The organism is Aetokthonos hydrillicola CCALA 1050, assembly GCF_017591665.1.
GTDB lineage: Bacteria > Cyanobacteriota > Cyanobacteriia > Cyanobacteriales > Nostocaceae > Aetokthonos > Aetokthonos hydrillicola.
Genome location: NZ_JAAKGC010000047.1, coordinates 1 through 24,067, shown reverse-complemented (window position 1 = coordinate 24,067; position 24,067 = coordinate 1). Strand labels below are relative to the sequence as shown.

At 42.6% G+C, this 24,067-nt stretch carries 18 protein-coding genes and 1 pseudogene; 11 read left to right on the top strand and 8 right to left on the bottom strand.

Annotated features, from left to right (window positions below; all coding sequences use genetic code 11):
- Nucleotides 1-46: 46 nt before the first annotated feature.
- Complete coding sequence (locus G4P69_RS21805) at nucleotides 47-628, bottom strand: Npun_F5749 family FMN-dependent PPOX-type flavoprotein (protein ID WP_208340558.1); 582 nt, start codon at nucleotides 626-628, stop codon at nucleotides 47-49.
- Between the two features lie 158 nt (nucleotides 629-786).
- Between G4P69_RS21805 and G4P69_RS21800 the strand changes: the two genes are divergently transcribed.
- The 9 genes and pseudogenes from G4P69_RS21800 (at nucleotide 787) to opcA (ending at nucleotide 12,450) form a co-directional block, all read left to right on the top strand.
- Nucleotides 787-3,207 (top strand): LAGLIDADG family homing endonuclease, encoded by a 2,421-nt coding sequence (locus G4P69_RS21800; protein WP_243902278.1) that lies wholly within the window; start codon nucleotides 787-789, stop codon nucleotides 3,205-3,207.
- Between the two features lie 309 nt (nucleotides 3,208-3,516).
- Nucleotides 3,517-4,575, top strand: a pseudogene (gene nrdJ, locus G4P69_RS21795) (ribonucleoside-triphosphate reductase, adenosylcobalamin-dependent); the annotation flags it as partial.
- A gap of 322 nt (nucleotides 4,576-4,897) precedes the next feature.
- Entirely contained in the window at nucleotides 4,898-5,116 is a 219-nt protein-coding gene (locus tag G4P69_RS21790) for a hypothetical protein (protein WP_208340557.1), read from the top strand.
- Nucleotides 5,117-5,432: 316 nt separating this feature from the next.
- Complete coding sequence (locus G4P69_RS21785; protein ID WP_243903010.1) at nucleotides 5,433-5,735, top strand: transposase; 303 nt, start codon at nucleotides 5,433-5,435, stop codon at nucleotides 5,733-5,735.
- Between the two features lie 443 nt (nucleotides 5,736-6,178).
- The gene (locus G4P69_RS21780) at nucleotides 6,179-6,460 is read left to right on the top strand and encodes an RNA recognition motif domain-containing protein (protein WP_208344156.1); all 282 of its coding nucleotides are present in this window, start codon (nucleotides 6,179-6,181) and stop codon (nucleotides 6,458-6,460) included.
- 452 nt (nucleotides 6,461-6,912) lie between these two features.
- Nucleotides 6,913-7,962, top strand: a complete 1,050-nt coding sequence (gene fbp, locus G4P69_RS21775; protein WP_208344155.1) for a class 1 fructose-bisphosphatase — start codon at nucleotides 6,913-6,915, stop codon at nucleotides 7,960-7,962.
- 200 nt (nucleotides 7,963-8,162) lie between these two features.
- Nucleotides 8,163-9,308: a transaldolase gene (gene tal, locus G4P69_RS21770; RefSeq protein WP_208344154.1), complete on the top strand. Its 1,146-nt coding sequence runs from the start codon at nucleotides 8,163-8,165 to the stop codon at nucleotides 9,306-9,308.
- A gap of 133 nt (nucleotides 9,309-9,441) precedes the next feature.
- Nucleotides 9,442-10,971 (top strand): glucose-6-phosphate dehydrogenase, encoded by a 1,530-nt coding sequence (zwf, locus tag G4P69_RS21765; protein ID WP_208344153.1) that lies wholly within the window; start codon nucleotides 9,442-9,444, stop codon nucleotides 10,969-10,971.
- A gap of 99 nt (nucleotides 10,972-11,070) precedes the next feature.
- On the top strand, nucleotides 11,071-12,450 hold the full coding sequence (gene opcA / locus G4P69_RS21760) for a glucose-6-phosphate dehydrogenase assembly protein OpcA (protein ID WP_208344152.1): 1,380 nt from the start codon (nucleotides 11,071-11,073) through the stop codon (nucleotides 12,448-12,450).
- A 446-nt stretch (nucleotides 12,451-12,896) separates the two neighbouring features.
- On the opposite strand, the gene G4P69_RS21755 is transcribed toward opcA, so the two are convergent.
- The gene (locus G4P69_RS21755; protein WP_208344151.1) at nucleotides 12,897-13,406 is read right to left on the bottom strand and encodes a GNAT family N-acetyltransferase; all 510 of its coding nucleotides are present in this window, start codon (nucleotides 13,404-13,406) and stop codon (nucleotides 12,897-12,899) included.
- Nucleotides 13,407-13,497: 91 nt separating this feature from the next.
- Here G4P69_RS21755 and G4P69_RS21750 point away from each other — a divergent pair, with 91 nt between their 5' ends.
- Complete coding sequence (locus G4P69_RS21750; RefSeq protein WP_208344150.1) at nucleotides 13,498-13,872, top strand: type II toxin-antitoxin system prevent-host-death family antitoxin; 375 nt, start codon at nucleotides 13,498-13,500, stop codon at nucleotides 13,870-13,872.
- A 184-nt stretch (nucleotides 13,873-14,056) separates the two neighbouring features.
- Nucleotides 14,057-14,194 (top strand): hypothetical protein, encoded by a 138-nt coding sequence (locus G4P69_RS21745; protein ID WP_208344149.1) that lies wholly within the window; start codon nucleotides 14,057-14,059, stop codon nucleotides 14,192-14,194.
- 226 nt (nucleotides 14,195-14,420) lie between these two features.
- Here the strand turns inward: G4P69_RS21745 and G4P69_RS21740 are convergent, their stop codons facing one another.
- The 6 genes from G4P69_RS21740 to G4P69_RS21715 form a co-directional block, all read right to left on the bottom strand.
- Nucleotides 14,421-14,870 (bottom strand): hypothetical protein, encoded by a 450-nt coding sequence (locus G4P69_RS21740; RefSeq protein WP_208344148.1) that lies wholly within the window; start codon nucleotides 14,868-14,870, stop codon nucleotides 14,421-14,423.
- A gap of 527 nt (nucleotides 14,871-15,397) precedes the next feature.
- A complete protein-coding gene (locus tag G4P69_RS21735; RefSeq protein ID WP_208344147.1) occupies nucleotides 15,398-17,314 on the bottom strand; it encodes a hypothetical protein in 1,917 nt (638 codons plus the stop codon).
- 49 nt (nucleotides 17,315-17,363) lie between these two features.
- The gene (locus G4P69_RS21730) at nucleotides 17,364-20,243 is read right to left on the bottom strand and encodes a DUF6603 domain-containing protein (RefSeq protein ID WP_208344146.1); all 2,880 of its coding nucleotides are present in this window, start codon (nucleotides 20,241-20,243) and stop codon (nucleotides 17,364-17,366) included.
- Nucleotides 20,244-20,578: 335 nt separating this feature from the next.
- Nucleotides 20,579-22,651, bottom strand: coding sequence for a hypothetical protein (locus G4P69_RS21725; protein ID WP_208344145.1), 2,073 nt, complete (start codon nucleotides 22,649-22,651; stop codon nucleotides 20,579-20,581).
- A gap of 26 nt (nucleotides 22,652-22,677) precedes the next feature.
- Nucleotides 22,678-22,872, bottom strand: a complete 195-nt coding sequence (locus G4P69_RS21720; protein ID WP_208344144.1) for a hypothetical protein — start codon at nucleotides 22,870-22,872, stop codon at nucleotides 22,678-22,680.
- On the bottom strand, nucleotides 22,869-23,867 hold the full coding sequence (locus G4P69_RS21715; RefSeq protein ID WP_208344143.1) for a hypothetical protein: 999 nt from the start codon (nucleotides 23,865-23,867) through the stop codon (nucleotides 22,869-22,871). Before G4P69_RS21715 ends, G4P69_RS21720 begins: the two co-directional genes overlap by 4 nt.
- Nucleotides 23,868-24,067 lie beyond the last annotated feature (200 nt).

The window sequence follows — 24,067 nt, the reverse complement described above, 5'->3', positions numbered from 1 at the left end:
AAATTATTATAACTTCCACCTAGGTAGTAAGGAAGATACAACGATTTTACGGATTAACCTCCACAGTAGACCAAATCTCAGACTCCCCACGTAAATAAAACCACCGATTTTGGGGATCGCCTTTTAATTGCAAATGATCAACCTTAACAGGATCGAGTAACAATAAACAAAAATTCCCTAAAGGATTAACTGGATCAGGCGAAGGTGGTGAGAAAGTATCTTGACTAGCCCTAGCCTCACCAGGTTGTTCCCAAGCAAATTGTAACCGAGCATTATCCGAAAGACCTTGCCAAGTTGACTGACGCGCTTTTTGGAGTTCTGGATCGGGATGATTAGCATCGACGAGTGTCAATTCTCCTGCAAGGCGAAATTGCTCACGAGTTTCGGTAAAGTACCAGCAAATTTCTCCCCAAGGTTGATGTAGTATTTGCTCATACTTTTGGCTGCGAGTGTCTATAACAATTTTGAGTTGATTCGTATCGCCAAGAAAACCCCGAAAAACAACGGTACGATTAACTGGGCGTCCATCAGCTTGGACAGTCGCTAGTTGAAAATACCGGGAATGTGGCTGACTGCTGTTACAATTAAGCGCATCATTAAGAGAAGATCGCCAAGGGCTTATGTTCATGATAAGAAATATAAAAATTAAACGTCCGGAAGCTTAAAAGGTTGATCCCCTGTCTCTAGCCCAAGATGTAGCGTAAATATAATAATTTTTCAATCTTTGACCCATAATTTCAGTTAGCGTATAGTCTTGATCTGTCGATAAGCAACAAGACTTAAATTATGGTTCGAGAGCTTGAACGCAAACGCCAAGGTGCAAAATTTCCGGAAACTGCTCCCGCTGCTAATCCTGTGTTTTTTAGGACATATAGCCGCTCTAAAGGTTCTCTGCTGCGAGAATCATGGGATCAGGTGTGCGATCGCACCCTACAAGGTTTAATCAGCCTTGGAAAGCTACTTCCCCATGAAGCTGATATTCTAGAGCGGATGCAGCGAAACTTAAAAGCACTACCTAGTGGACGCTGGTTATGGGTTGGTGGTACCGATTGGCTAACAAAGCAAAAGAACTTTTCTGGCGCTTACAACTGCACTTCTACCAATCTTCAAAACTGGAGTGCTTTTGGGTTAATTATGGATTTGGCAATGATGGGCTGTGGTACTGGAGCTGTTATAGAGCCGAAGTATATCAACCAATTGCCTACTATCCGCAATTACCTCAATGTTACTGTGCAGGGTGAGCTCGGTAGTACTCCTGGGCAAGAACGTCGTGAGGAAACACAAGTAAATATAGAAGGCGATAGCGTCACAATTCACGTTGGTGATAGTCGTCAAGGTTGGGTGAAGTCTTACCAAACCCTATTAGAACTGTCCACAGATGAACGATTTTCAGGAAACGTTCAAGTTACTGTTGATATCAGTGACGTCCGTAAAGCCGGAGAAACACTCAAAGGCTTTGGCGGGGTAGCAAATCCTGTAAAATTGCCTGGACTTTATGAACGATGCGCATCCATTCTTAATAATGCTATAGGAAGACAATTAAATTCAGTAGAATGCTGTTTATTAATTGATGAAGCTGCTGTTACAATTGTTGCTGGTAACATTAGAAGATGTTTACCTGAAGATGCATTGGTTCATACCTCTAAAGGTCTTGTTTCTATTCGCGATGTTCAAGTGGGTGACTTAGTACAGACTCCCCTTGGCTTTCGGCGAGTTGTCGATAAATTTGACCAAGGATTTCAGGATGTTTATGAAATCGAAACCAATGCTACTTACCCAAGAGCAACGTTAAACCACGAACAAGCAGTTCTTTTTGATGCTAAGGGCGGAATTAACTGGAAGCGTGTTGCGGATTTAGTTGAGGGCGATCGCCTTCTACACAATACACAAGTACTACCCGGTACAGTTACACATCTACCTAGTAAAGACGGAGTGAACCGTCTCTCTAGTTTAAGAATTCCGGATCTCACTCCTGAAGTAGCTTGGTTAATTGGGTTGACTCATGGCAAAAGCTATATAACCCTAGGTTTTAATTTTGGTAGCGTTGAATGGTCAACAAACAACGTAGATCAAGAATTTTGTGCAAGAATTCAAGCAAAAATAGATTCTGCTTTAAGTTTATTTGGACTGAGTGCTTCTCACAGCATCAGCAAGGTTGATAACACTGCAAAATCAATCTGCTCATCCATGGAACTGGCTGAATATTTCGACAGATACATCAAGCAGCCAAATGCTCCTCTTGAAGTTCCTAGTTTTATTCTGCAAGGTTCAGTAGACACTCGATCTGCCTACTTAGCAGGATTAATGGATAGCAACGGATCTGTTAATAATAGACCACCCCATTTAGTAACAACAGTCTATCGCTCATTTATTAGACAAGTTGGAGCAGTTTTATCGAGCTTAGGTATTGCAAGTAGAATCTCTATCACTCATCCAGAGCAACAGGGATGGCAAGCTAAGTATAACCTTACGATTCCAGCGTTAAAAGAGCGTTATAATTCTTTGATTGCTCCCCACAGTCTCAAAGGAGAGCTCAGCCAAGGACTAAAAATGTACGGCTTTACTGTACCCAGTAATATTATGCAGGAGGCGTACACCTTTAACGAGATGCGAGAAATGGGCTTTCAAAGTTCTCTCTCTGTTGATACGAACTATGAACGTTATCTCGCTGAATCAGATATCTCCTTGGATATTCCAGTCACAGTGATGGGATTAGGTAGCTACGATTATGTTCAAACATACGACATAGAAGTAGAAGAAGCTCATTGTTTTTACTGTGATGGCTATCTAACCCATAATAGTGCGGGAATGCGGCAGTTTGATTTTAATGATCAATTAGGAAGCACCGCCAAAGATAACTTATGGCAACAGGATGAAAACGGAAACTGGCGCATTGATCCACAACGTGATGCTCTCAGGATGGCAAACCATACAAGAGTTTTTCACCGCAAGCCCTCATTAGAAGAATGTATTGATGCTGTACGTAAACAGTATCATAGTGGTGAAGGCGCTATTCAATGGGCTGGTGAAGCTGTAGCTAGAGCAAATTGTGATCTGCTTACAACTAAAGCCCTGAAAGTTGACTTTTTGAAATCCTACGAAAAAGGACAAGGAAAGGAATGGCTACAGCAACATTATCCTAATCTTGATCCGTTGGAGTTAGAACATCGCTTAGCTAGGTTTGGTCTTAACCCGTGTGGTAAGTAATTTTGCCTCACGTTAAACATCGGGCAAATACGGGGAAAGCTGAAATTTGCTAATCCCGTGGTAATTAAAGGGACTAAAAAACCTTTAACACCGTACAGCGTAGAGAGTGAAACTAATCAAATCAGTGATCAGTCATCAGTCATCAGTTATCAAAAAAATGATAACTGTTAACTGTTAACTGATAACTGTAAAAGAATATAATCTCTCCAAGAGTGTCCGACTACGTAATGTAGAAAATGTACGCGGATCTACTGCGAATGATGAAGTAGTAGAACTAGAGGATAAAAAGCCTCTAGGATAACAAAAATGGAAATTATTGGTTCTAACTTCCACTGCAATTTGGCAGAAGTTCACCTGAATCAAATAGATCCAGATAACTACAAAGAGCAGGAGGAGGCTTTCACTGCAGGTGCTTTGTCTGTAGCAACGCTTTTACATCACGAATTTGTTGAACCACGCTATCAGTACAGCCGGGAGTTAGATCCCATTGTTGGTGTTTCTTTTACAGGCTTATTTGATTTCTTTGTTCACGCTTTTGGTGCTGATTGGTTAAAATGGTGGCAAGAAGGAAGACCTGAAACTGCCCAAGGACTGATATTTAAGAAGAAAGAGGAGGAATACCTGAGTTTTTGGAAAGACGTTGTGCATCGTGTTGTTTGGGAGTATTGCGATCGCCATAATCTCAAACGTCCAAATCGCTGTACAACTGTTCAACCTAGTGGTACTAAATCTCTATTGACTGGTGCTAGTCCTGGTTGGCATCCTCCAAAAGCACAAAGATTTATTCGTCGAATTACCTTCAGGAAAAATGACCCAGTAGCTTTAGCTTGTATTGACTACGGCTACAATATCATTCCATCTCAATCTGATAAAGACGAAAAAGGTAATTTATTGAACGATCCTTTCGATCCAAGAGTTAGTGAATGGCTAGTGGAAATTCCTGTTGCTGTACCTTGGGCTGATATACCAGGAGTCGATGAAATTGACGTTTCTAAGTTTCCTGTTTTAGCGCAATTTGATTTTGCTATGCAGGTTCAACGTCACTACGTAACTCATAACACATCTTCTACTTTAGAACTACGCTTTGATGAAATCGAAGCTTTAGGTCAGCAAATTCACCAAGCTATTGAGAATGATGAGGGATATATTTCCGCTGCTCTTTTAGCTCGCTTTGATGATCACCAATCATTCCCTCGTTTACCATTTGAACCTATCGACAAACAAACATATGAGCGTTTGGTTGATGAGGTGAAAGCACGACGCAAAATAGATGACTTTTTGACCGCCCTCAGCCACTACGATGCTGGTGAGTTGATAGAGGCTGGACCATCTGGTTGTGATAGTGATAAATGCATGTTCCCTGAATGAAAGGGAGCAGGGAGTAGGGAAAACTAGGTTGCCACCATTCCACTCAGGTTCAACCTACCCTGCAATAAAATTGCGCCCATAAGGGGCGTTTTCTCCCCTGAAGGGTAGGTAGCAGTTGATGTTGGGAAGCCGCGCTTTAAGTGATTCGCGGAATTCCCCATCCTCTACTTCTTACGGTGGGGAAGCAAGCTTGTTATTTGTACTATACTTAATAATTGTTGACCAAAGTTTTACGCATTGTTTACTTTGGTTAAGAAAAATTCAAACTGTGCCAAGCGAAGTGTTCAATATTTAGTTCTCTGAAAGTCTAAGGAAATTTTTTATGTTTCTTGATGAACTCACACCGATATTCAAAGAATTTATCCAGCACCCAGGTTCATTTGCAGGCGGATTCTTCTCTGGGATACTGCGACTTCACCTTTCGGACGAACCTGTTAAAAGCTGGCTAGATAAACAGACTGGCTCAACTAACCAAACTACTTTTACCACTAATGCCCATAATGGAAGATCTGATGGTCCTCAATCGATCTCAATTGATTGAACTTGAGTCGATGCCATTGTGCAATAGAAAACTTCTTGCCCTCAATCTGTGATAGGGACAATTTTATAAGGAAGGCTAGGCTTTCATCTAACCTGTGTAAATCTGGGCAACCTTGGCAAAAAACGCCCATTTCAGTGTCAACAATACCATTTAATGAGAATGAGGGGGCGTTTTTTGCCCCCCAACCATTTAATGGAAGGCTTTCCACACTTAAGGTGGGGGAAGGTTGCCCAGATTTACCTATGTTTACCCAAGGGCTGAAAACCCTTGAGGATGTGGCACGTCATAGTGACACATCCGTACTTTAGGCTCATAGATGAAAGCAGCAGTAGCGCCCTTTGCTTCTTTTTTAGATTGGGACAATATCCCAACTTATAGACCTAACAAAAAGCATTCTTTCTCCGGTCGACGTCTACAAAGAGCGTGGTATGTTTCCAAAAATGGTACCAAGATCCATGCCGATATCAATGGCGCGTTTAACATTGGTAGAAAAGTAATCCCAAATTATTTTGATTGCTTGCAAGAACAATTAAAGAGGGATAGAGGGTGTCTGGTAGTACATCCGAGGCGTATCACACCGACTTTCAAGCGTGAACATGCTTCCGTCAGTGTTGCTTAAACACCTGTAAAGTAGCCTGTCTATGTTTGGCTATGTAAAAGGTAACTATTGAAAGAACAGTTTCTTTGCCTTGAGCTTACCAAATACATTTAAGCATTTATACTTAATAACTATTTCTTAACCTTAAAATATCAAATAATTGGGACCAAAAAAGTTTACGCTGGCTCTCTCTTAAGAAGAATTATATCTAGCGATAATTTAAATTTATGGATGTTTGTGAGATTACATACTTTGAAAAATCTCACAATCAGTTATTATATGAGCGTATGCGAAATTTCAGCATAACTATTGGTTAGGTTCAGATTATGCTGCCGTATTGGGTGCTGATTTGTTCCAAAGTTCACCATGGTTAATTCAGATGAGACGAAAGCAATTAGTGCTTGTTGTTTCAAACTGTTTTCAAGCTGGAGCGATCGCTAAGATAAGCAAGTTGCGTGATCCACATGACTATTTACGTTGGAAATCTCTCCTACCGAGCCACCGAAGCTGATTTGAGATTAGTCTTCGCAGAATATGGCGAGGTTAAAAGAGTTGTACTACCTACAGACCGCGAATCAGGCAGATTGCGCGGCTTTGCTTTTGTTGACATGAGCGAGGATGCCCAAGAGGATGTGGCCATCAATGAATTAGATGGCGCTGAATGGATGGGCCGCGAACTCAGGGTTAATAAAGCAAGACCACGAGAAGAAGACCGCCGAAGTAACTGGACTAACAAAGAGTCTTAAGAGCTACTAAGAAACAATAATAGCAAATTGTTTTTTACTTGGGCAAGTCTAATCTGTAGAAATTTCCTACAAAAATTAAGAATTTTACAGGGGGCAGGGGGCATGGCGCATGGGGCATAGGCTATAGGTGGGGAAATTGCAACCATTATCCATCACCCATTACCCGGTGCCCATTGCCATTACCCATTACCCATTACCTATGCCCTATGCCCTATGCCCATTTTTATTGTATTTAAATTACCTGTTAGACCAGGTAAACCTACCTTAACATGGTATCTGGGAATAGCCATGAGACTTTGGGTTTGCCCAGAACAAAATAAATTCTTTAGTTTATCTAAAATCACATTTCGGTTGTCACATTACCTTTCTAAGATAGAGGCAGCAGCAGCTGTGAAGTTGCAAACTACGGGATAAACCAAACTAACACCCAATCTAAGCGCGAGGACAGACAAATGGCTCAAGCCCCAGAATCTTTAGAGTTGCCTAACAACAACACTACAGACAAAAGTTTAGATCGCGACTGTACAACATTATCCCGTCACGTTTTACAGCATCTTCAGAGCTTTGCACAAGAAGCTCAGGATCTGAGCGCACTGATGAATCGGATTGCCTTAGCTGGCAAATTGATCGCTCGTCGCCTCAGCCATGCTGGCTTAATGGAAGGAGCTCTTGGATTTACAGGGGAAGTCAACGTGCAGGGAGAATCCGTCAAAAAGATGGATGTCTATGCTAATGATGTATTTATCGCGGTCTTCAAGCAAAGTGGCTTAGTCTGCCGCTTAGCTTCTGAAGAAATGGAAAAACCCTACTACATTCCTGAAAATTGCCCAATTGGTCGTTATACTCTACTTTATGACCCGATTGATGGTTCATCTAACACTGATACCAATCTCGGTCTGGGTTCTATCTTCTCTATTCGTCAACAAGAAGGAGACGATCTAGACAGTGAAGCGAGAGACTTGCTAGCTCCTGGACGTAAACAGATTGCAGCTGGGTACATACTTTATGGTCCCAGTACGATGCTGGTCTATACTATAGGAAAGGGAGTTCATTCATTTACCCTTGACCCTAGTTTGGGCGAGTTTATCCTCACCGAAGAAAATATTAAGATTCCCGATCACGGTTCAGTCTACAGCGTCAATGAGGGGAATTTTTGGCAATGGGATGAGTCGATTCGGGAATACATTCGTTACGTTCATCGAACAGAAGGTTATACCGCTCGATATAGTGGCGCAATGGTGAGTGATATACATAGGATATTGATTCAAGGTGGTGTATTCCTATACCCTGGTACACTTCCAAAACCAGAAGGAAAATTGCGCTTACTTTATGAATCGGCTCCGTTAGCTTTTATCATTGAGCAAGCAGGCGGTCGCGCTACTACAGGGCATACGGAGATATTAGACGTAGTGGCTAAAAAACTTCATCAACGCACTCCTCTGATTATTGGTAGTCCTAAGGATGTAGCAAAGGTGGAATCTTTCATTCAGAATGGGCATTAGAGAAGTGGTTAGTCGTTGGTTATGGGTGCTTAATAAAACAACTAACAACAAAATTTCAATCCCAGAAGCACTCTGGTTTGGGTGAGGGAATGTCGAGACGCACTTTTTGAAACTTCAGTCACCATGAGAGCAAGCTAACCCTCAAGGTAACGCTGGACGTAGTAACAACAAAAACAAGCAGGAGTTAAACGAACATAGCTATGGCAACTAATAAACTGTTAGAGATTAAAAAGTACGGTCAAAGTATCTGGATGGATAATTTGTCCAGAGATCTCATTCGCTCAGGTGAGTTGAAAGACTTGGCTGAAAATAAAGGGATAGTGGGGATTACTTCTAATCCAGCTATCTTTGAAAAGGCGATCGCAGGCAATGCCATTTACGATGCTGATATTGAAGCGGGTGTTCGTGCAGGATTATCTCTAGAGAAAATTTATGAATCACTGGTTTTCGACGATATCCGCAACGCTTGCGATATTTTGCGCCCTGTTTATGACGCGTCAAATGGGTTGGATGGCTACGTGAGTATAGAAGTACCACCAACCATTGCTCACGATACAGAAGCAACAATCAGAGAAGCTCGTCGCTACTACCAAGAAATTGGTCGTGAAAATGTCATGATCAAAATTCCTGGGACAGACTCTGGTTTACCTGCTGTTGAGCAGGTAATTGCTGATGGAATTAACGTTAACGTAACGCTGCTGTTCTCTGTACAAAGCTACGTTAGTACAGCTTGGGCTTATATTGGTGGCTTAGAAAAACGGGCAGCAGAAGGTAAGGATATCAGCAAAATTGCTTCTGTAGCTAGCTTCTTCCTCAGCCGGATCGATAGCAATATTGACGGTAAAATTGATGCGAAGCTGAAAAAAGGCGTTGATGATATAAACGTCGAAGCAAAGCTAAGAGATGTGAAGGGCAAAGTCGCGATCGCCAACGCTAAAATTGCCTACCAAGAATACAAAAAGATTATTAACGGCGATCGTTGGCAAGCCTTAGTTGCAAAAGGTGCAACAGTACAACGCTTACTTTGGGCAAGTACCAGCACCAAAGATCCCAGCTACAGTGATGTTATGTATGTCGATGAATTAGTTGGTCCCGAAACCGTTAACACCTTACCACCAGCAACAATAGATGCTTGTGCAGATCACTGCGACGTTGCTAGCCGCATTGAAACAGATGTAGAAGAAGCTTACACACTCATAGAAAGTCTCAAAGATCCAGACATAAACATCGACATCAATCAAGTGATGGACGAACTGCTAGTTGACGGAATTGACAAGTTCGTCAAACCCTTCCAATCACTGATGGATTCTTTAGAAAATAAGATTAAGCAGTTGTCACCAGTGTAGGGACTTTAACAGTTATCAGTGAACAGTTATCAGTTATCAAGAGGTATGGTCACTGATAACTGATAACTGATAACTGATAACTGAAATCCCCATGCCCCATGCCCTAAAAAACTCAACAAAGTCCGAAATTGTTATGGTTAGTCTATTAGAAAATCCTTTGCGAGTTGGTCTGCAACAGCAACGGATGCCTGATCCTCAAATTATAGTCATCTTTGGTGCTTCCGGAGACCTTACTCAGCGTAAGTTGGTTCCAGCACTTTACAAATTGCGAAGGGAAAGGCGCATTCCACCAGAAACGACTGTAGTTGGTGTTGCTCGTCGAGACTGGAGCCATGATTACTTTCGGGAACAAATGCGGCAAGGTCTAGAAGAGTTTCATGACGGTATTGGACCTGCAGAACTCTGGCAAGATTTTTCCCAAGGTTTATTTTACTGCTCTGGGGACATGGATAATCCAGAGAGTTATCAGAAATTGAAAAACTTGCTAACGGAATTAGACGAAAAAAGAGGAACAAGAGGAAACAGAATATACTATCTTTCTGTTGCACCAAAATTCTTTGCAGAAGGAATCAAGCAACTAGGTGCAGCAGGAATGTTAGACGATTCAGAAAAAGAACGTCTAGTCATTGAAAAACCTTTTGGTCGTGACTTGGCTTCTGCCCAAAGCCTGAATAGAGTGGTGCAGAAATATGTTAAAGAGAACCAAGTTTACCGTATTGACCATTACCTAGGTAAAGAGACAGTTCAAAACCTGTTGGTATTTCGCTTTGCCAATGCAATTTTTGAACCATTGTGGAATCGTCAGTTTGTTGACCACGTTCAGATAACTGTAGCAGAAACAGTGGGAGTGGAAGACAGAGCTGGGTATTACGAGAGCTCTGGTGCACTGCGAGACATGTTGCAAAACCATCTGATGCAACTTTTCTGTTTGACTGCGATCGAAGCGCCTAATTCTTTAGATGCGGACAGTATCCGTACAGAAAAAGTTAAAGTACTTCAAGCAACTCGATTAGCTGATATCAACAATCTACAGCGTTCAGCAGTGCGGGGTCAATACAGCGCTGGGTGGATGAAGGGAAAACCTGTACCGGGGTATCATGACGAACCTGGAGTTAGTCCCAGCTCTACAACACCCACCTATGTTGCAGTAAAGTTTCTGGTAGACAATTGGCGCTGGCACGGTGTTCCATTCTACCTACGCACTGGTAAGCGGATGCCGAAAAAAGTTAGTGAGATTTCGATCCACTTCCGCGAAGTTCCTTCTCGGATATTTCAATCGGTCACGCAGCAAACAAATGGCAACATTTTAGCAATGCGAATCCAGCCGAATGAAGGAATTTCCCTACGTTTTGATGTCAAAATGCCAGGAGCAGCATTCCGCACCCGTTCCGTGGACATGGATTTTAGTTATGGTTCCTTTGGTATCGAGGCAACTTCCGATGCCTATGACCGCCTCCTCCTAGATTGTATGATGGGTGACCAAACATTGTTCACACGAGCAGATGAAGTGGAAGCCGCGTGGCAGGTAGTAACACCAGCCCTTTCTGTTTGGGATCTACCAGGAGATCCGGCGTCCGTTCCAAAATATGAAGCCGGTACTTGGGAACCAGCAGAAGCAGAATTGTTGATTAACCAAGATAATCGCCGCTGGCGCAGACTCTAACAGTTATCAGTGAACAGTTATCAGTTATCAGTGTACTATACCCCTCGATAACTGATAACTGATAACGGAAATTCCCAATCCCCAATCCCCAATTTACCTATGACTTCCCAAGCTCCTACTATTTTTTCACTCCAAGCACCGAAGGATATTTCACTAACAGAAATTGAAACGGAACTTAGTCAAATTTGGCAAAGCTATGGCATTACGGGTGACGACGGCACACTCCCAGCTGCTACCCGAGCCACAACATTCACTTTAATAGTTTACGAACCAGAAGAAACTCAGTCTTTGTTAGCTACGTTGGGATATTATCATGGTCCAATTGATGGTATCCTCGGACCACAAACTGTCGCAGCAGTACAGGAAGCACAAAAAGCTCTTGGACTAGAACCGACAGGAAAGGTAAATCCGGAAATGGTAGCCCGACTGAGAGAAGAACTTGCTAAACGGTACAATAGTGGAAAAACAACAGATAATTCTTCTGGAAGTGTAACCTATAGCGCAGAAGCGTCAAGCCCCAGAATTGCTGATGAAATTGCCCTCCGTAATCCCTGCCGCATTATTACTCTGTCTCCAATAGCAGGAGAAGACGAAGGTGTTAAGGCTCAGGTTTCTGCTTATTGCCCTATACAAAAGCATTCGTCAAGTACACTCGTTTGCTGCGAATACATTACTCTTACAGGAACTGCGATCGCTTTAGAAAGAATAGGCGGTATGATTCCAGCATTATTAATTGGGGGCTTACCCAAGTTTCTTTGGTGGAAGGCAACACCAGATCCCAATAATGCTTTATTCAAGCGATTGGCGTCAGTTTGTAACAACGTGATTGTTGATTCTTGTAACTTTAACACCCCAGACACTGATCTGCTTAGCTTACAAGAGTTGATAGAAAGTGGTGTACCATTGGCTGATCTGAATTGGCGTCGCTTATCAGGTTGGCAAGAGTTGACAGCTGAAGCTTATGATCCACCCCAACGTCGTACAGGTTTGCAAGAAGTAGACAGAGTTAATATTGATTACGAGAAAGGTAATCCTGTACAGGCTTTGATGTTTGTGAGTTGGCTAGCTAGCCGGTTGAATTGGCAGCCTGTTTCTTACCAAAAAGAAAACGGAGATTACGAAATTACGCGAATTCAGTTTGTTGCACAAGACCAAAAACAAATAGAAGCCGAGTTAGCAGGAGTCCCGGTTGGTGATGTCGGTGAAGTTTCTGGTGACTTGATTGCTCTACGTTTGAATTCCACCAACCCCCAAGCAAACGCTGGTACACTGATCTGTTCTGAAACAGGTGGTTGTATGCGGATGGAAACACAAGGTGGTGCTCAATCTAGTGGTGTGTATCAACAGGTTACTTCTCTTTCTGAGCAAAAAGCCGAAGCTTTGTTGAGTCAGCAGGTTCAACGCTGGGGTAGAGAAGCATTGTTTGAAGAGAGTCTCGCAGTTGCAACTAAAGTTATAAATTTAGGCGCTAAGAGTTAAGTTCTTGGTTTGTAGTTGCGCTTCAGCGCACCAACGTGCAACTACAAGCCTTCCAGTCCATCTTACAAAAATTTACATAGTTTCTATTATTTTCGCAGTTTGCTGCAATCAGCATCTGGATATCTCTGAAGCTTTCCCCGCCGTTTTTTGCGAAAAATACCCTAGTAAGATTCTAATCAATTCTACCAGATGCCTGAATAGTAATATTTACTCAGTGCTTATAATCCCTAATTTCTCGTTAAATTATTGACATTATTCTCAATATTATTGAGAATAAACCTAGATTATTGAGAAAATCAAGCAATTTTCATTTGATATAAAACTTAATATTTAAATAACTTATTGATTTTTGGTGTATTTTGAGTCTGACTTATTACGAGATACGGAACAATTTTTTAATTTTAAGCAACCAAAACTTTTGTAGTTGCACCGTCTTTGGACAATAATTAGACTCCATCAAAAGCAGGTGGATAAACAACCTTACCGATATATTTTTTCTGATAGTTGTGGAATGGCTTAACCATGAAAAAATCTTCTGGAACTGGAAACGGCGACTCGATTCCATAAACAATTGAAGGTTGAAAGCCAAAGCGAGTATAGAAGTCCGGATGACCTAATACAACTGCTATCGCTTCTCCTTTTTTATCTGCTGCTTTTAACCCTGCTTCTACCAATGCGCTGCCAATACCTCGTCTTTGAAACTGTGGACGAACTGCCAAAGGTGCTAAACCAATTACCTGTAGTGTTTCTTCGTTAACTAGATCAATATAACTAAATAAAATGTGACCGACTACGACATCCTCAATCTCTGCTACTAGTGAAAGCTCTGGAATATAGCGGTTAGATTGGCGAATTTTATCGACAAGTCTAGCCTCATTGTACTGACAAAAGGCTAATGTATTTACCTCAGCTATTGCCGGGTGGTCTTGCAAAGTTTCACAACGAATTTTGATCATCTCAAAGCCAATTCTCTTCTAACAATCAATTTCCTGCTTTCCACGTTATAATATGAATAAAAAATAGAAATTTATTCAAAAAATTAGGAAAATGCAGCGCTTTTCTGTTAAAGAAATCCAAAATACTCATAGTGAAGTTTTAAATCAAGCTGCTGTTGAGCCTGTTTTATTAACAGAAGAATCACAACCTAGTTACGTCATTATGTCGGTTGAAAACTACGAGCAATTGATAAACAGACTAGCTCAGTTGGAAGATTTAATTATAGGTCAACAAGTCGAAGCTGCGCTATCTAACTCACGGATGGTTGGTACGGAAACTTTTACCGCAGAACTCAAGCGTTTGGCTGCGCTTGAAGATAATAGCTCAGTAGTATGGCGAAACTCGACGCTCTTGAAACGGTTCTTGATTTCCTCAAAGGTTGACAGCCTAAAGCCGATCTCTTCTAGGCTGTCTGACAAAATCTAATTTTTTGCGCCCCCTAAATTCATCAAAATTATTGGGTAGAAACCCCGTCCTAGAAGGACGGCTTTACGATTACTACCATTACCGCCTTGGAGCTACTAAATCCGGGGTGCCATTGTATTGCACTTTCAACGGGACAATTACCATTTCAAATCGTTCGCTCTGTACGCATAATGGTTTTGCTCAAATGAGCCTTCCCGAATCGGGAGTGATGTTAGCCTTGCCAAGGTTAAAGGGCGGTGAAGCAGTGTGCAGAACAGGGGGTTTCCCCCATGAACAACTGCTGAACCCCGAAGGGGTAACTATCCAAGCAGCACTGACTTAACCTGATAAATCTGTTTAACCACTTGGTTCTAGAGCTACAAACTGGCTGCGCATCTGTAGGTAGGAACTTAAACACTTCCCTTTAACGTAGTACACAGGGTACTTAAGCGGGTCAACTATCCCTAAAGATTAAGGCACGTTCGCGTAAGCTTCTCCCAAGGGGAGAAGCCCTGCACCTTTAGGTCAGGGTGCTGACTGATGAATTGGACCTGTACCCCGATAACTAATTAAGATGGCTCGTCAAGCTCGTTAATCCATCTGTCCAAATCCACCAAAGAATTTAAACCTAAGTTTTTTACTGCCAAAGCTAGGCACAATCTTCCATTAGTACCTGGAGTACTATAGCAAGAATCGAGTAGACTTTGCCGTTTATGAACTATCTCAGTTTTCAGGAGATCTCTACATAAATCTCTATCCAGTGTGGTTGCATCGCAAACCGCAAACAAACTGTCTTTTACATTACGTTGTTTCCAAGCTTGTTCAATATCGTCATACAGTTTACTTCTGGCACTGTTTGTATCGTCAGAATCAACAAAAGCTAAAACCTGAATAGGTGCTTGGAGTTGCTCGGAAGATGCTACTACATTTGTGTTGACATCAGCAAAAGATGTGGTGATGGTAGAGAACCAAACAACAATGCTGACAAGTGCGATCGCTAGCTTACGGTATGTACTCATTTGTAAGGCTTTTCCTGTGATAATTTGAGCTAATTGCTTTAAGTTGAAAACAAGTTTAACTACTCGGATTGCTCGATTCTATTCAACTCCATTTGCATTGAAGTTGTCTAAATTAATTCGATTCAACCGCTTATTAGCTAAATATTAAGCTCTTTTTATGGCCACATTTAACAGTAAGGGATGAGAAAGCATACAGTCAAGTAAAGAAAGATACATTTTGTGTGCAATTGTCCAATTAAAAAAAATCGGAAAAAATTTTTGTCAATCAACTCGTTGAGTATCCCGCTTTCATGGCCAGTACCTTTATTGAGAGGAAAAATATTATGAATACTGAGCGATTTAAAAAGTTTACCATCTTATACCATTTTTATATGAAGACGCATAAGAATCCGCACCGCCTTCTTTCCTCCCCTTTGCAAGGGGAGGTTAGGAGGGGTAAAAATAATGTGCAGCTTCACCCAAAATTGGTATGAACTATGCCTAATTTCGCCTAACTTTTTCTTGTGCAGCACAAGCGCCGATCTCTTCTAGGCTTTCTGACAAAATCTAATTTTTTGCGCCCCTTCAATCATTGTTAGAGCAAATTGAGCAGACGTGAAATTTTCTTGGTAATTTAGCTTTTTTTTGATACTATCAGCTAAATTCTCGACGTCGATCACTCCTAGTTCTTTATTTTTAAAGGGGACGTTTATTTCTTTTTTGCCTTGCTCGCCTTGCTCTCCATCCACTTGCTCTCCATCCAATTTTCGCAATCCTTTTGTTATTATTTGACCTTGATTAATTGGATCTACACCACAATTCACTGATTCTGGCTTAAGAGAGAAGTCAATTGTCTTCACTTCTCCCTTAAATAAACAGAGTAATACACTATCTGATAACTGCTCTTTGCGTAGGATTGTCAGTTTCTTGCTTGAGTCAGCAACACTTAGATTGTCTCTAAGGTCACTGTAACCCTCTACTTCTAAACCAGGCCAACCAGATACTGCTTCTGAATGTAACAAAAAACCCGTAATTAGTTCATCTGGTCTCGGTACTGATGCCTTAAACTGAATTTGAGTATCTGTTTTTAAGTCTTCTGCTGTGACTCGCCCGATGCTAAAAGCTCCATCTTGCAAACAGTCAACCCAATAAGAATCTACCCAAAAGAAGCGGAGAGATTCAGGCGGGAGCAATTTTTCGTCGGGAAGGAGATAGTTAAAGGGAATATGCCTCAGGAGTTCTAAATCTCTGAACCAAGTGGCGATCGCTTCTGGCGGCATATTCGTAGTGCCGTTACTGGCTTCTCCCTGGAAAGGCAAGTAGAGTACCTGTTGCTGTATCTGATGGAGATTTTGAGCATTGGAACGTTTCCAGTTAAAAAGTTCAACGGCAACAGTTTTGTTGTGGAGAGTGAGCATCCGCCCTAATTGCCAAGCGGCAGCATAGGAAACATCAAACAGACCGCTATTAGAATCGTAACGCACCAGTGCATCAGCCATGACAACTGGACCCGATAGCTGATCAGGATTTTTTCCCGGACTGAGGGGACTGTGATACCAGGAGATAGTTTTGTCTCCTTGTCGGAGAGCGTGGGCGAGAGGTATATAGCCTAAATTTAGGTAATTATCTGCCTGGTTATTGTTTCGGCTAGGAAGTCTCACAGTTCCTGGTTCGCGATCAAGTTTTTCCAGTAATGCAGTGAAATTGTGCCTCTGATTGACGCAGGCAAAGCTCCAACTTTTAAGACTGACTAAGCGGATTAAATCGTCATCTTTTGCTCCTTGGTAGTCAAATTGTCCATCTGGGTAGCGATTTTCCAAACAAACCAAATGGACTGTGCTGACTTCACCTGCTTGAGGTAGGCGGTTACCTAGGATAGTTGCTAAGGGTTCACTGAGGGAGCCGATATTAGGATCCGTATTCGTCAGTTGGTTGATGTGAGCAAGGAGAGCCACATCTTTTTGGGTAGGAAGAATCTGTGCTAAAAGTTTTTTGGGGACATCAATAACGGTGAGTTCATCCTCTGGAATTTCTCCAGGATCCGAAATAAACTGAGGGAATTTTGCGGGACTGGCTTGAATGTCTTTTAATTGAATAGTTTTCGGGGTTGGTTTTTCTGATTCCCGAAATAGGAGCAGGGCTAACCAAGGGAGTGTTGGCTCTTTTACATTGATTGAGCGTTCCCAAGGTAAGGTGCTACGCTTGAGGGTAATATGTGGTAGAGCATTAGAGTACTCACCTAAGTTGCCTGATGGGGGAAAAATGGCGTAAATATCATCAGAGGTTAGAGGGGCAAAGCGATGTCCACTAACCACAAAATTAAGCGTATTTGAGAATTCCTGTAGTGGTATTTTGCTAGATTTATTGCTTTTAATGGTTTGCTTAACCGTGATTTTATAGCTCCCACTATCTAGGGGGGGTTGGTGATACTCGATGAATTTAACTTCAATATTGGATGCAGACATAGGATTAATCCTCTTTGTAAAAAAGCCGTTGATTGTGAGGGAGTATTCGTTACGCCTTAACTTGTGGAGCAATAACAAAAGCATCAGCTACCGAATTAGTTAGTTTCACGTCTTCTGTAGGAGTGAAACCGAGAGACGTTAAGATCTGGTTACGGCGATTAATAGTATTGGGATCAACAATGTTGTTTTTAATAGTCGTTATCCGCTCAGCATCTAAGCTTGAACTGACCGCAAATTTAAGGATTTCTTGCCAAGCGTAGACGTCGCTTATTAACTTTGTATCATATTGCAACTTGGTGACCTTGATACTATCTGTATTGCCTGCCTCTGGTGGTTTTCCAGGAAGAATGCGGAAACCAGAAAGAGTATTTTCTAAAAACCTTTGTTCATTTGTTTCTGGTGGGAGAAGGTACTCATTTGAAGCCATCGTCTTAACGCGAGCATCGCCCCAAAGACCAGTAGGAATTTGTTTAGTCGCCGGCTTAAATGTCCACTCTGCTTTCTTAACTTCTATGTCATTATTGCTGCCATCCTTGCGGGTAATCTTAATTGTATGAGTTGTCTCTAAGTCGCCAGCCTTAATGCCCATAGAACGAGCGCCAAAATTGGTATTTGCCCCCTCATCAGGGAGAACAGTGTTATCGTTATCGTGATAATATCCTTTCTGCGTAGGAATGACAGAATTAGTGACTAGCTCAAACTCTAAGGGATTAACAATAAATAAAGGCGTTCCATCCGCTTGTGAGAGTTGCCTGGCAAGTCCTTGAGTAACGGCGATGGTACAAATTTCTTGATCGCTCGGTAAGAAAGATTCTCTGAAAGTCTTCCAGTTAATCGGACTTGGGAAGCGAGAAGACTGATCGCCAAATTCAATTACCACCTTGACGAACACAATCTTTAATCTGACAATACCACCAAATTCTGGACCCCAAATCTGTAGTTGGACTCCAAGGTTAACAGGGCCTAAAATCCCTACACCAGCTTGAATTCTTACTTGTATCTGGATCGAGTAGAAGTAGGGCTTCCAAGAGATTAAGAAGTGAGCTTCGGCAACAAAATACGCCCACAGGGAACCACTACGGAAACTCGCTTCTAACTTACCCCCAACCATCAGGGCATGAGAGCAGAGGGCAAAGTACATTTCGCCTTTGAGGGAGAGGCAACTGTCAACTTGCCAATTAAACCCGAGGCGTGGGACATTGGGGTAGTGGGCAGGTTTTTTGAAGCTGGGATGGTAACCACCCAAAGTAATCACAAAGTCGCCAGCGTTAGGGCCATCAAACCAAGTGTAGAAGGCAAAGCCCCCAGTTAATCGGCAATTTTTGGACAAGATGTAGGAATCGTTAGAAAGTTGGGCTTCAACGGCGATTACCCCTTCATTAAGGGAAAACCTGGCTCTGAGGAGCATCGTCACCTCGGCGACGGGGGGGATTGTTTTCTCGGCTTCTCCTTCTACTAGAGGGGGCAATTTCATGCTGGCAATTCCCAGGAGATTGATCTCGAAATCTTCTCCGAAGGCAATGGTCAACAGGGCAAAACAGTCCACCAGCTTAAAGGAGGTAAACTTAATGCCAATAGCAATAAATCCTGACCCTGGCGATAGGGTGACGTATTTATCCAGGTTTTGCAGTTGCTGGGTAATTAGTTTACTGGTGTCTTTTACCTCGTTCTTGGCAACTCCACCAACAGCTTGCGCGACAAGGGGGAATTCAGCAAGTTTATTAATGGGTGGAACTTTTAGGTAGCGGTTGTAGCCGAAGCCTAGGGCAAATCCGGTGACGAAGAAGAACGCAGGTCCCCCCAAGGGATAATCAAGTACAGCATAGAAGAAAAGAGCCGGTTTGCCATTGTAGTTGGCATAGGAACCAATAGCACTCAAACCGAGAGTTTTACCTGGTTTGTCTCCCTTGCCTGCGAACTTGAATTTGAGGATGGCCATACCCAGATATTCGTCATAGGCAATGCCATTTAATGTCTTTTGCTTGCGTAGTAGTGCACCTGCTATTTCTATATTTTCGCTCTTGTACTCTACGCCAACTCCATCTAGGTTGAAGGATGGTGTGAGGTTTTTTAATGGCAATTTGACCCCTAGATTGTCACAGGTTAGGGTAAAAGCAGACACCTTCAGGGCAGCATCAAAGAGAATTGCCAGTTCTTCTTTCTCATAAATGAAACCAATCTGTTTGACAGATAAAGCACCGATGGATTTTTCGATATCGAACCAAACGCCTTTTTTGCTGATTGCGGTTGACTGGCTAGGTGTTGGTGTTGGGGTGTTTCCCCCTGCATTTCCTGGACTGACGGGTAGGTTTAGAACATAGCTGGTATGGGAAAAGTCTAATTTACCCGACAAGCTAAAGCCTTTGGGGATAGCTATGTCATCATCCTTGCCTTTGCCTTCACCGGGATCGGGTAGTTTGTCTAAGCTGGACACCTCTGTGGGAAATAGTTTGTTGAAGTCGCGAACTTCTTTGAGCGTGAAGGATTCGGAACTAGCAACAATTCGTAGGGATGAAATGATGGATGTTTGATTTTGGAAAGCGTCACCCACTAAGGGGAGGTTGCTGAATTGCAACTGGTTAGCGAGGTCTAAATCTAAAGCGAACAGCCATTTACTTGGTTTGCCAGATTGATCTTTGCTGTAAATCACTATCAGTCTTTTGAAACTGATAGATTGGTTCATCAACCCTGTGCCGGTAAGCAATTCGGCAATTTCTGTAGATAGGGTTTGGATCACACTGCTCACTTTTAGCTTGATTGCGTTGCTTGTTGTATAACCCAATATGTTTTTGTTCGTTTGATCTACGCTTTTCTTGTAGTTAAAAGTTACTTTTGTTGAATCAATCTGAATCGTGATCACGCCCGCGCTTGGAGTTGTTTCAGCTGCTGTCTCTAGCTCTTGTGCTAATTGCGGTTTGGTGGTAGTCATGGGCTTGAGTGTAGATGAGTTATGAGTCGTCAGGTTTTGCTGTAATACAATCTGGGAACTTCTATTTTGATCCCAATTCCGTATGAAAATGCGCTAAATCAAGTGGCAGCTTTAATCTATGCTGCAAGCTTTCTTGCCAAACAGAATTGGGCGCAGCTTCACAAAAAAATGGTATGAGATGTTCGTGCAGTAGTCCTCATTGGTGTCAATGGTGCCCAATGAGTTTGCTCTTGAGTTACTTTCAAGCAGTTCGATTGAAGAATCGTGTCAAGATAAAGTTTCTATAATTCACTCCAATGAAAGTAACTCAAGAGACAAAAGTAACTACCAAGAGATTAGAATGATTTCACTAGTTTTGATGAAATAAATACAACTCTGATCTCCCATGACTTTTCTGCGACGCCTGGGATGTTACAGCGGATGACCCACTTATTATTTTCCACTTCAGGCAAAAAAGAGAAGGGCGGATAACCTCCCGAGCCTATTGATTCTCCTACTCCCACCATGGCATCAAAAGGGGGTCCGATAACTTTAACCCCCGCTACTATTGGAAACCAATCTGAAGTAGAATAAGCTGTCCCAATTGTTGGGTTATTCTTCGTCGATGTATACGTGCGATATTCGATGGGTGGCTTTCCGTTGATATGAAACTCCCCATGAACATCCAACGTAGCAGATGGAGTAGTCGTACCAATGCCGACGTTACCATCATTGATAACCATCTGTACTGTTCCCCCCCCAGGACTCAGTCCATCATAAATATGTTGACCACCTTTGTACCAGGCGAAGTGATTGCTAGTCCGAAAATATTGAGTACTATTTTGTATCCCAATACCAAAAGATGTGTTCCACAAATTAATCATCTGTCTGGGCTGGTCACCAAAGCTAAGATTTCCTACTACCTTGCAGCTTCCGTTAACTTCTAACTTTTCACTTGGAGATGTCGTACCAATGCCAACATTGCCTTGAGCATTAATTCGCATCCGTTCTGTATTGGCTGTGTATATGGCTAACTGGTTGTCCCCTTGTTGCTGGAGTCCTGTATCGTGATCACCAATTGACAGATGAAGGTTAGGACTAGTCGTACCAATGCCAACCTTGCCTCCATCAAGCGTCATTGTATGGAGAGTGCCAATATCATCTTTCTTGTCGGAATCCTTCTGCCAGACATAAAAGTCCATCGCATTGCCGCTCTTGGCGGAAGCATTATGTCGAGTTTTAATCGCATGGCGATAATCGTCTGTGTTACCATAGCCAAACGTAATTTGATTGCTCTTATAATTGTTGCTATTGTTGCCACCTCTCAGTTGTAGGGATATCTCCCCAGTATCAGCAGTTCCAGCAACGTCTAATCTCGCTGTCGGACTAATGGTACCAATGCGGACTCGATTCTCTTGATACAAAAGTGGTGTTTTTTCCACAGGTACGACAAACTGACCATCTGGATAGTTCGGAATATTTTTGTAGCGGACGTACAGATAGCCAGAACCGGAAGAATTGCCCGTCACCAGATTGGTAATATTTAGCTTAATTGCCTCGTCTGAAGCTAATGAATTAATTCCCGATTTTGGCTTAACCGTCCACTCTGTCGAACTCGGAACGTGCTGCACCTGCCAATTGCTGGAAGTGGTACTAATGCTGATATTTTTAATTTGCGCCTCGGTTGCCACTGCTCCTTCTTGAGCTTTGTCGCCCATCTCGAACCTAATGACAAACTCAGAATCTTGACTTAAGGACAGGTTACTGCTAGGCCAGTTTTTATTAGCGATTAATAACTCCAAACTATTTGTTGAGGTGCCATCGTTGAGAACAGAATTGCCAGCGGCGAAACCTACTTGCAGTGGCAGGGTTTTCTTTCCCGATCGATTGTTCGTAATGAAAATTGTATTCCCGTAAGAGAAATATTGATTGTGTTCATCCTTAAATTGCTTGTCGTCTTTATTTCTGAGCAAGGGTCCGTATATCAACTCAGCGCGGATCGTGCGAGTCCCACCCTCTGGAAATGCCCTGAATGTTCCCAGGTTCAGCACGATTTTGTTAGTTGAGGCGTTAGCAGCTTTCGGCTGTAAATCGCTTGCTTCCTGTTTGAGAAAATAGAACAAGTTGTCTGATTCTTGTACTACTTTCCATCCCTGTGGCGTCGTTTCTAAGCAATATTGTCCGTCCAAATTCAAATAAAAATGACAGTTCTGTCCGCTGGCATCTTCAGCGTTATTAGGAGGAGCAGCAAATTTGACAACTTCGTCGGACTGATTGAACAGTTCCAGAGACAGGTCAACTAGCGGACTCCCATCATCTAGGTAGACGGTATTGATTACTTCATAATTGCCATAAAAAAGCAGGAAGTTTAAAGGATGGTTTTTACGAAATTCCGCGAAGTCTATGGCTCTCAATTGCTGGGATTGCATAGTATTTTCTCCTTGATAAAAATGAACTACTCGCTGACAATTTGACTTTCCATAGGAAGTATATTTGCATTTGCAGGGGGCTGCAATTGGTCTTCTGCTTGTCTCTGAATTTTGCCAATTAGTTGATAGATTTGCCGGTAAGGGATGTTGCCCAAAGCATCTAATATTTGGTTAACTTCCCCTATACTTAACGTGAGTTGAACTTCCTGATTCTCATTCATGGATTTAGTGATTTTTGAGTTAACTTTAGCCAGCCTTCATAAATTTTTTGCGGGCTAGATGAGGTGGCTTGGGAATTAAATGGCTTGAGTTCTACGGTTGACCAATTATTTCCCTCTTTCCCCAACCAAGACCAGTCATAACCAGGCACTTCGGGAAGTGAGAGGTTAATTTGGTTGAGGTCACTCAGGAGGGGGGCTGACAGGAACGTGACCTCAATCGCTTGTAAAGCGGGGACATACTGTTGCGGCGGAATTGAAATCGTCTTGGCGGGAAGTACGCCGCAACTCGCGTGTATCTGCCCTCGCGGATCTATTAACATGACTAGGGTTTGTGCGGTGTTTGCCTCCAAGGTTTGTTCCAAGTTCACTGGGGTGGGATCGTTGGGATTGTCAAACAGAGTTGTAACCTGCCGGTGAGGGACAAAACAACTCTGAGGAGCGTAAAAGTTGTTGTCTTTGTAAGTACCATCGGCTGTTTCTACCCAGTATCCTATGAGACTATCATTTAACTGCTGGTACTCACCAATGCGGATGGGAAACTTAACTTTGGGGAAAGCATGGGTTGTGCGGTAACGGTTCGTCTCAACATCCGCCCTCATATCAGCGGAATTCTGGCTAATGGCAGGCAGTCCTTGCAGTTCTAAATTAACTTGCGTCCGTACCAATGCCAGAGGTCGCGCCACTAGCAAAGATATAGCTTGATTTTGAGCAAAATTTTCCGGGTCAATTGTTTCTAAACCTTTATTAACAGCGGTGAGGAAATCTCCAAAAAACTCTTTTGTCTGATCAAGCAGATATTTCACCAGTTGGCGCAGGTATTTGTTGGCAATGGAGTCGATAGAAAGTGGGTTGCTACCGGGAATTGCTTGCCAAATTCCCTCGCGGTTAATAATACCCAGCGGACTCCCCTGATTGTTATAAATCGTCAGGCTGCTATCTAAATTGTTGGGCAAAATCCAGCCGCAAATGGGAGTTGTGGTCGGAGCGTCGTTCATTTCCTGCTGTCCCTGAGTAGCAGACAGCCAGCGGAAATTCAGGCGAGCCGGTTGTGCAAGGCGCGGTGGCAGGTAACTGGAGTTTGGACTAATCCGGTTTCGACCAGCAGTTAACAAGCAAGGGCAGGACAGAGGGACTCAACTTCAAATTTGAAGCTGAGTCAAGCGGCAGGATCAAGAAATTAGCCGAAACTAAGCAG

Coding starts and splice junctions, on each gene's coding strand:
- G4P69_RS21805 (WP_208340558.1), bottom strand. CDS start 628: ATGAACATAAGCCCTTGGCGATCTTCTCTTAATGATGCGCTTAATTGT.
- G4P69_RS21800 (WP_243902278.1), top strand. CDS start 787: ATGGTTCGAGAGCTTGAACGCAAACGCCAAGGTGCAAAATTTCCGGAA.
- G4P69_RS21790 (WP_208340557.1), top strand. CDS start 4,898: ATGTTTCTTGATGAACTCACACCGATATTCAAAGAATTTATCCAGCAC.
- G4P69_RS21785 (WP_243903010.1), top strand. CDS start 5,433: ATGAAAGCAGCAGTAGCGCCCTTTGCTTCTTTTTTAGATTGGGACAAT.
- G4P69_RS21780 (WP_208344156.1), top strand. CDS start 6,179: ATGACTATTTACGTTGGAAATCTCTCCTACCGAGCCACCGAAGCTGAT.
- fbp (WP_208344155.1), top strand. CDS start 6,913: ATGGCTCAAGCCCCAGAATCTTTAGAGTTGCCTAACAACAACACTACA.
- tal (WP_208344154.1), top strand. CDS start 8,163: ATGGCAACTAATAAACTGTTAGAGATTAAAAAGTACGGTCAAAGTATC.
- zwf (WP_208344153.1), top strand. CDS start 9,442: ATGGTTAGTCTATTAGAAAATCCTTTGCGAGTTGGTCTGCAACAGCAA.
- opcA (WP_208344152.1), top strand. CDS start 11,071: ATGACTTCCCAAGCTCCTACTATTTTTTCACTCCAAGCACCGAAGGAT.
- G4P69_RS21755 (WP_208344151.1), bottom strand. CDS start 13,406: ATGATCAAAATTCGTTGTGAAACTTTGCAAGACCACCCGGCAATAGCT.
- G4P69_RS21750 (WP_208344150.1), top strand. CDS start 13,498: ATGCAGCGCTTTTCTGTTAAAGAAATCCAAAATACTCATAGTGAAGTT.
- G4P69_RS21745 (WP_208344149.1), top strand. CDS start 14,057: ATGAGCCTTCCCGAATCGGGAGTGATGTTAGCCTTGCCAAGGTTAAAG.
- G4P69_RS21740 (WP_208344148.1), bottom strand. CDS start 14,870: ATGAGTACATACCGTAAGCTAGCGATCGCACTTGTCAGCATTGTTGTT.
- G4P69_RS21735 (WP_208344147.1), bottom strand. CDS start 17,314: ATGTCTGCATCCAATATTGAAGTTAAATTCATCGAGTATCACCAACCC.
- G4P69_RS21730 (WP_208344146.1), bottom strand. CDS start 20,243: ATGACTACCACCAAACCGCAATTAGCACAAGAGCTAGAGACAGCAGCT.
- G4P69_RS21725 (WP_208344145.1), bottom strand. CDS start 22,651: ATGCAATCCCAGCAATTGAGAGCCATAGACTTCGCGGAATTTCGTAAA.
- G4P69_RS21720 (WP_208344144.1), bottom strand. CDS start 22,872: ATGAATGAGAATCAGGAAGTTCAACTCACGTTAAGTATAGGGGAAGTT.
- G4P69_RS21715 (WP_208344143.1), bottom strand. CDS start 23,867: ATGAACGACGCTCCGACCACAACTCCCATTTGCGGCTGGATTTTGCCC.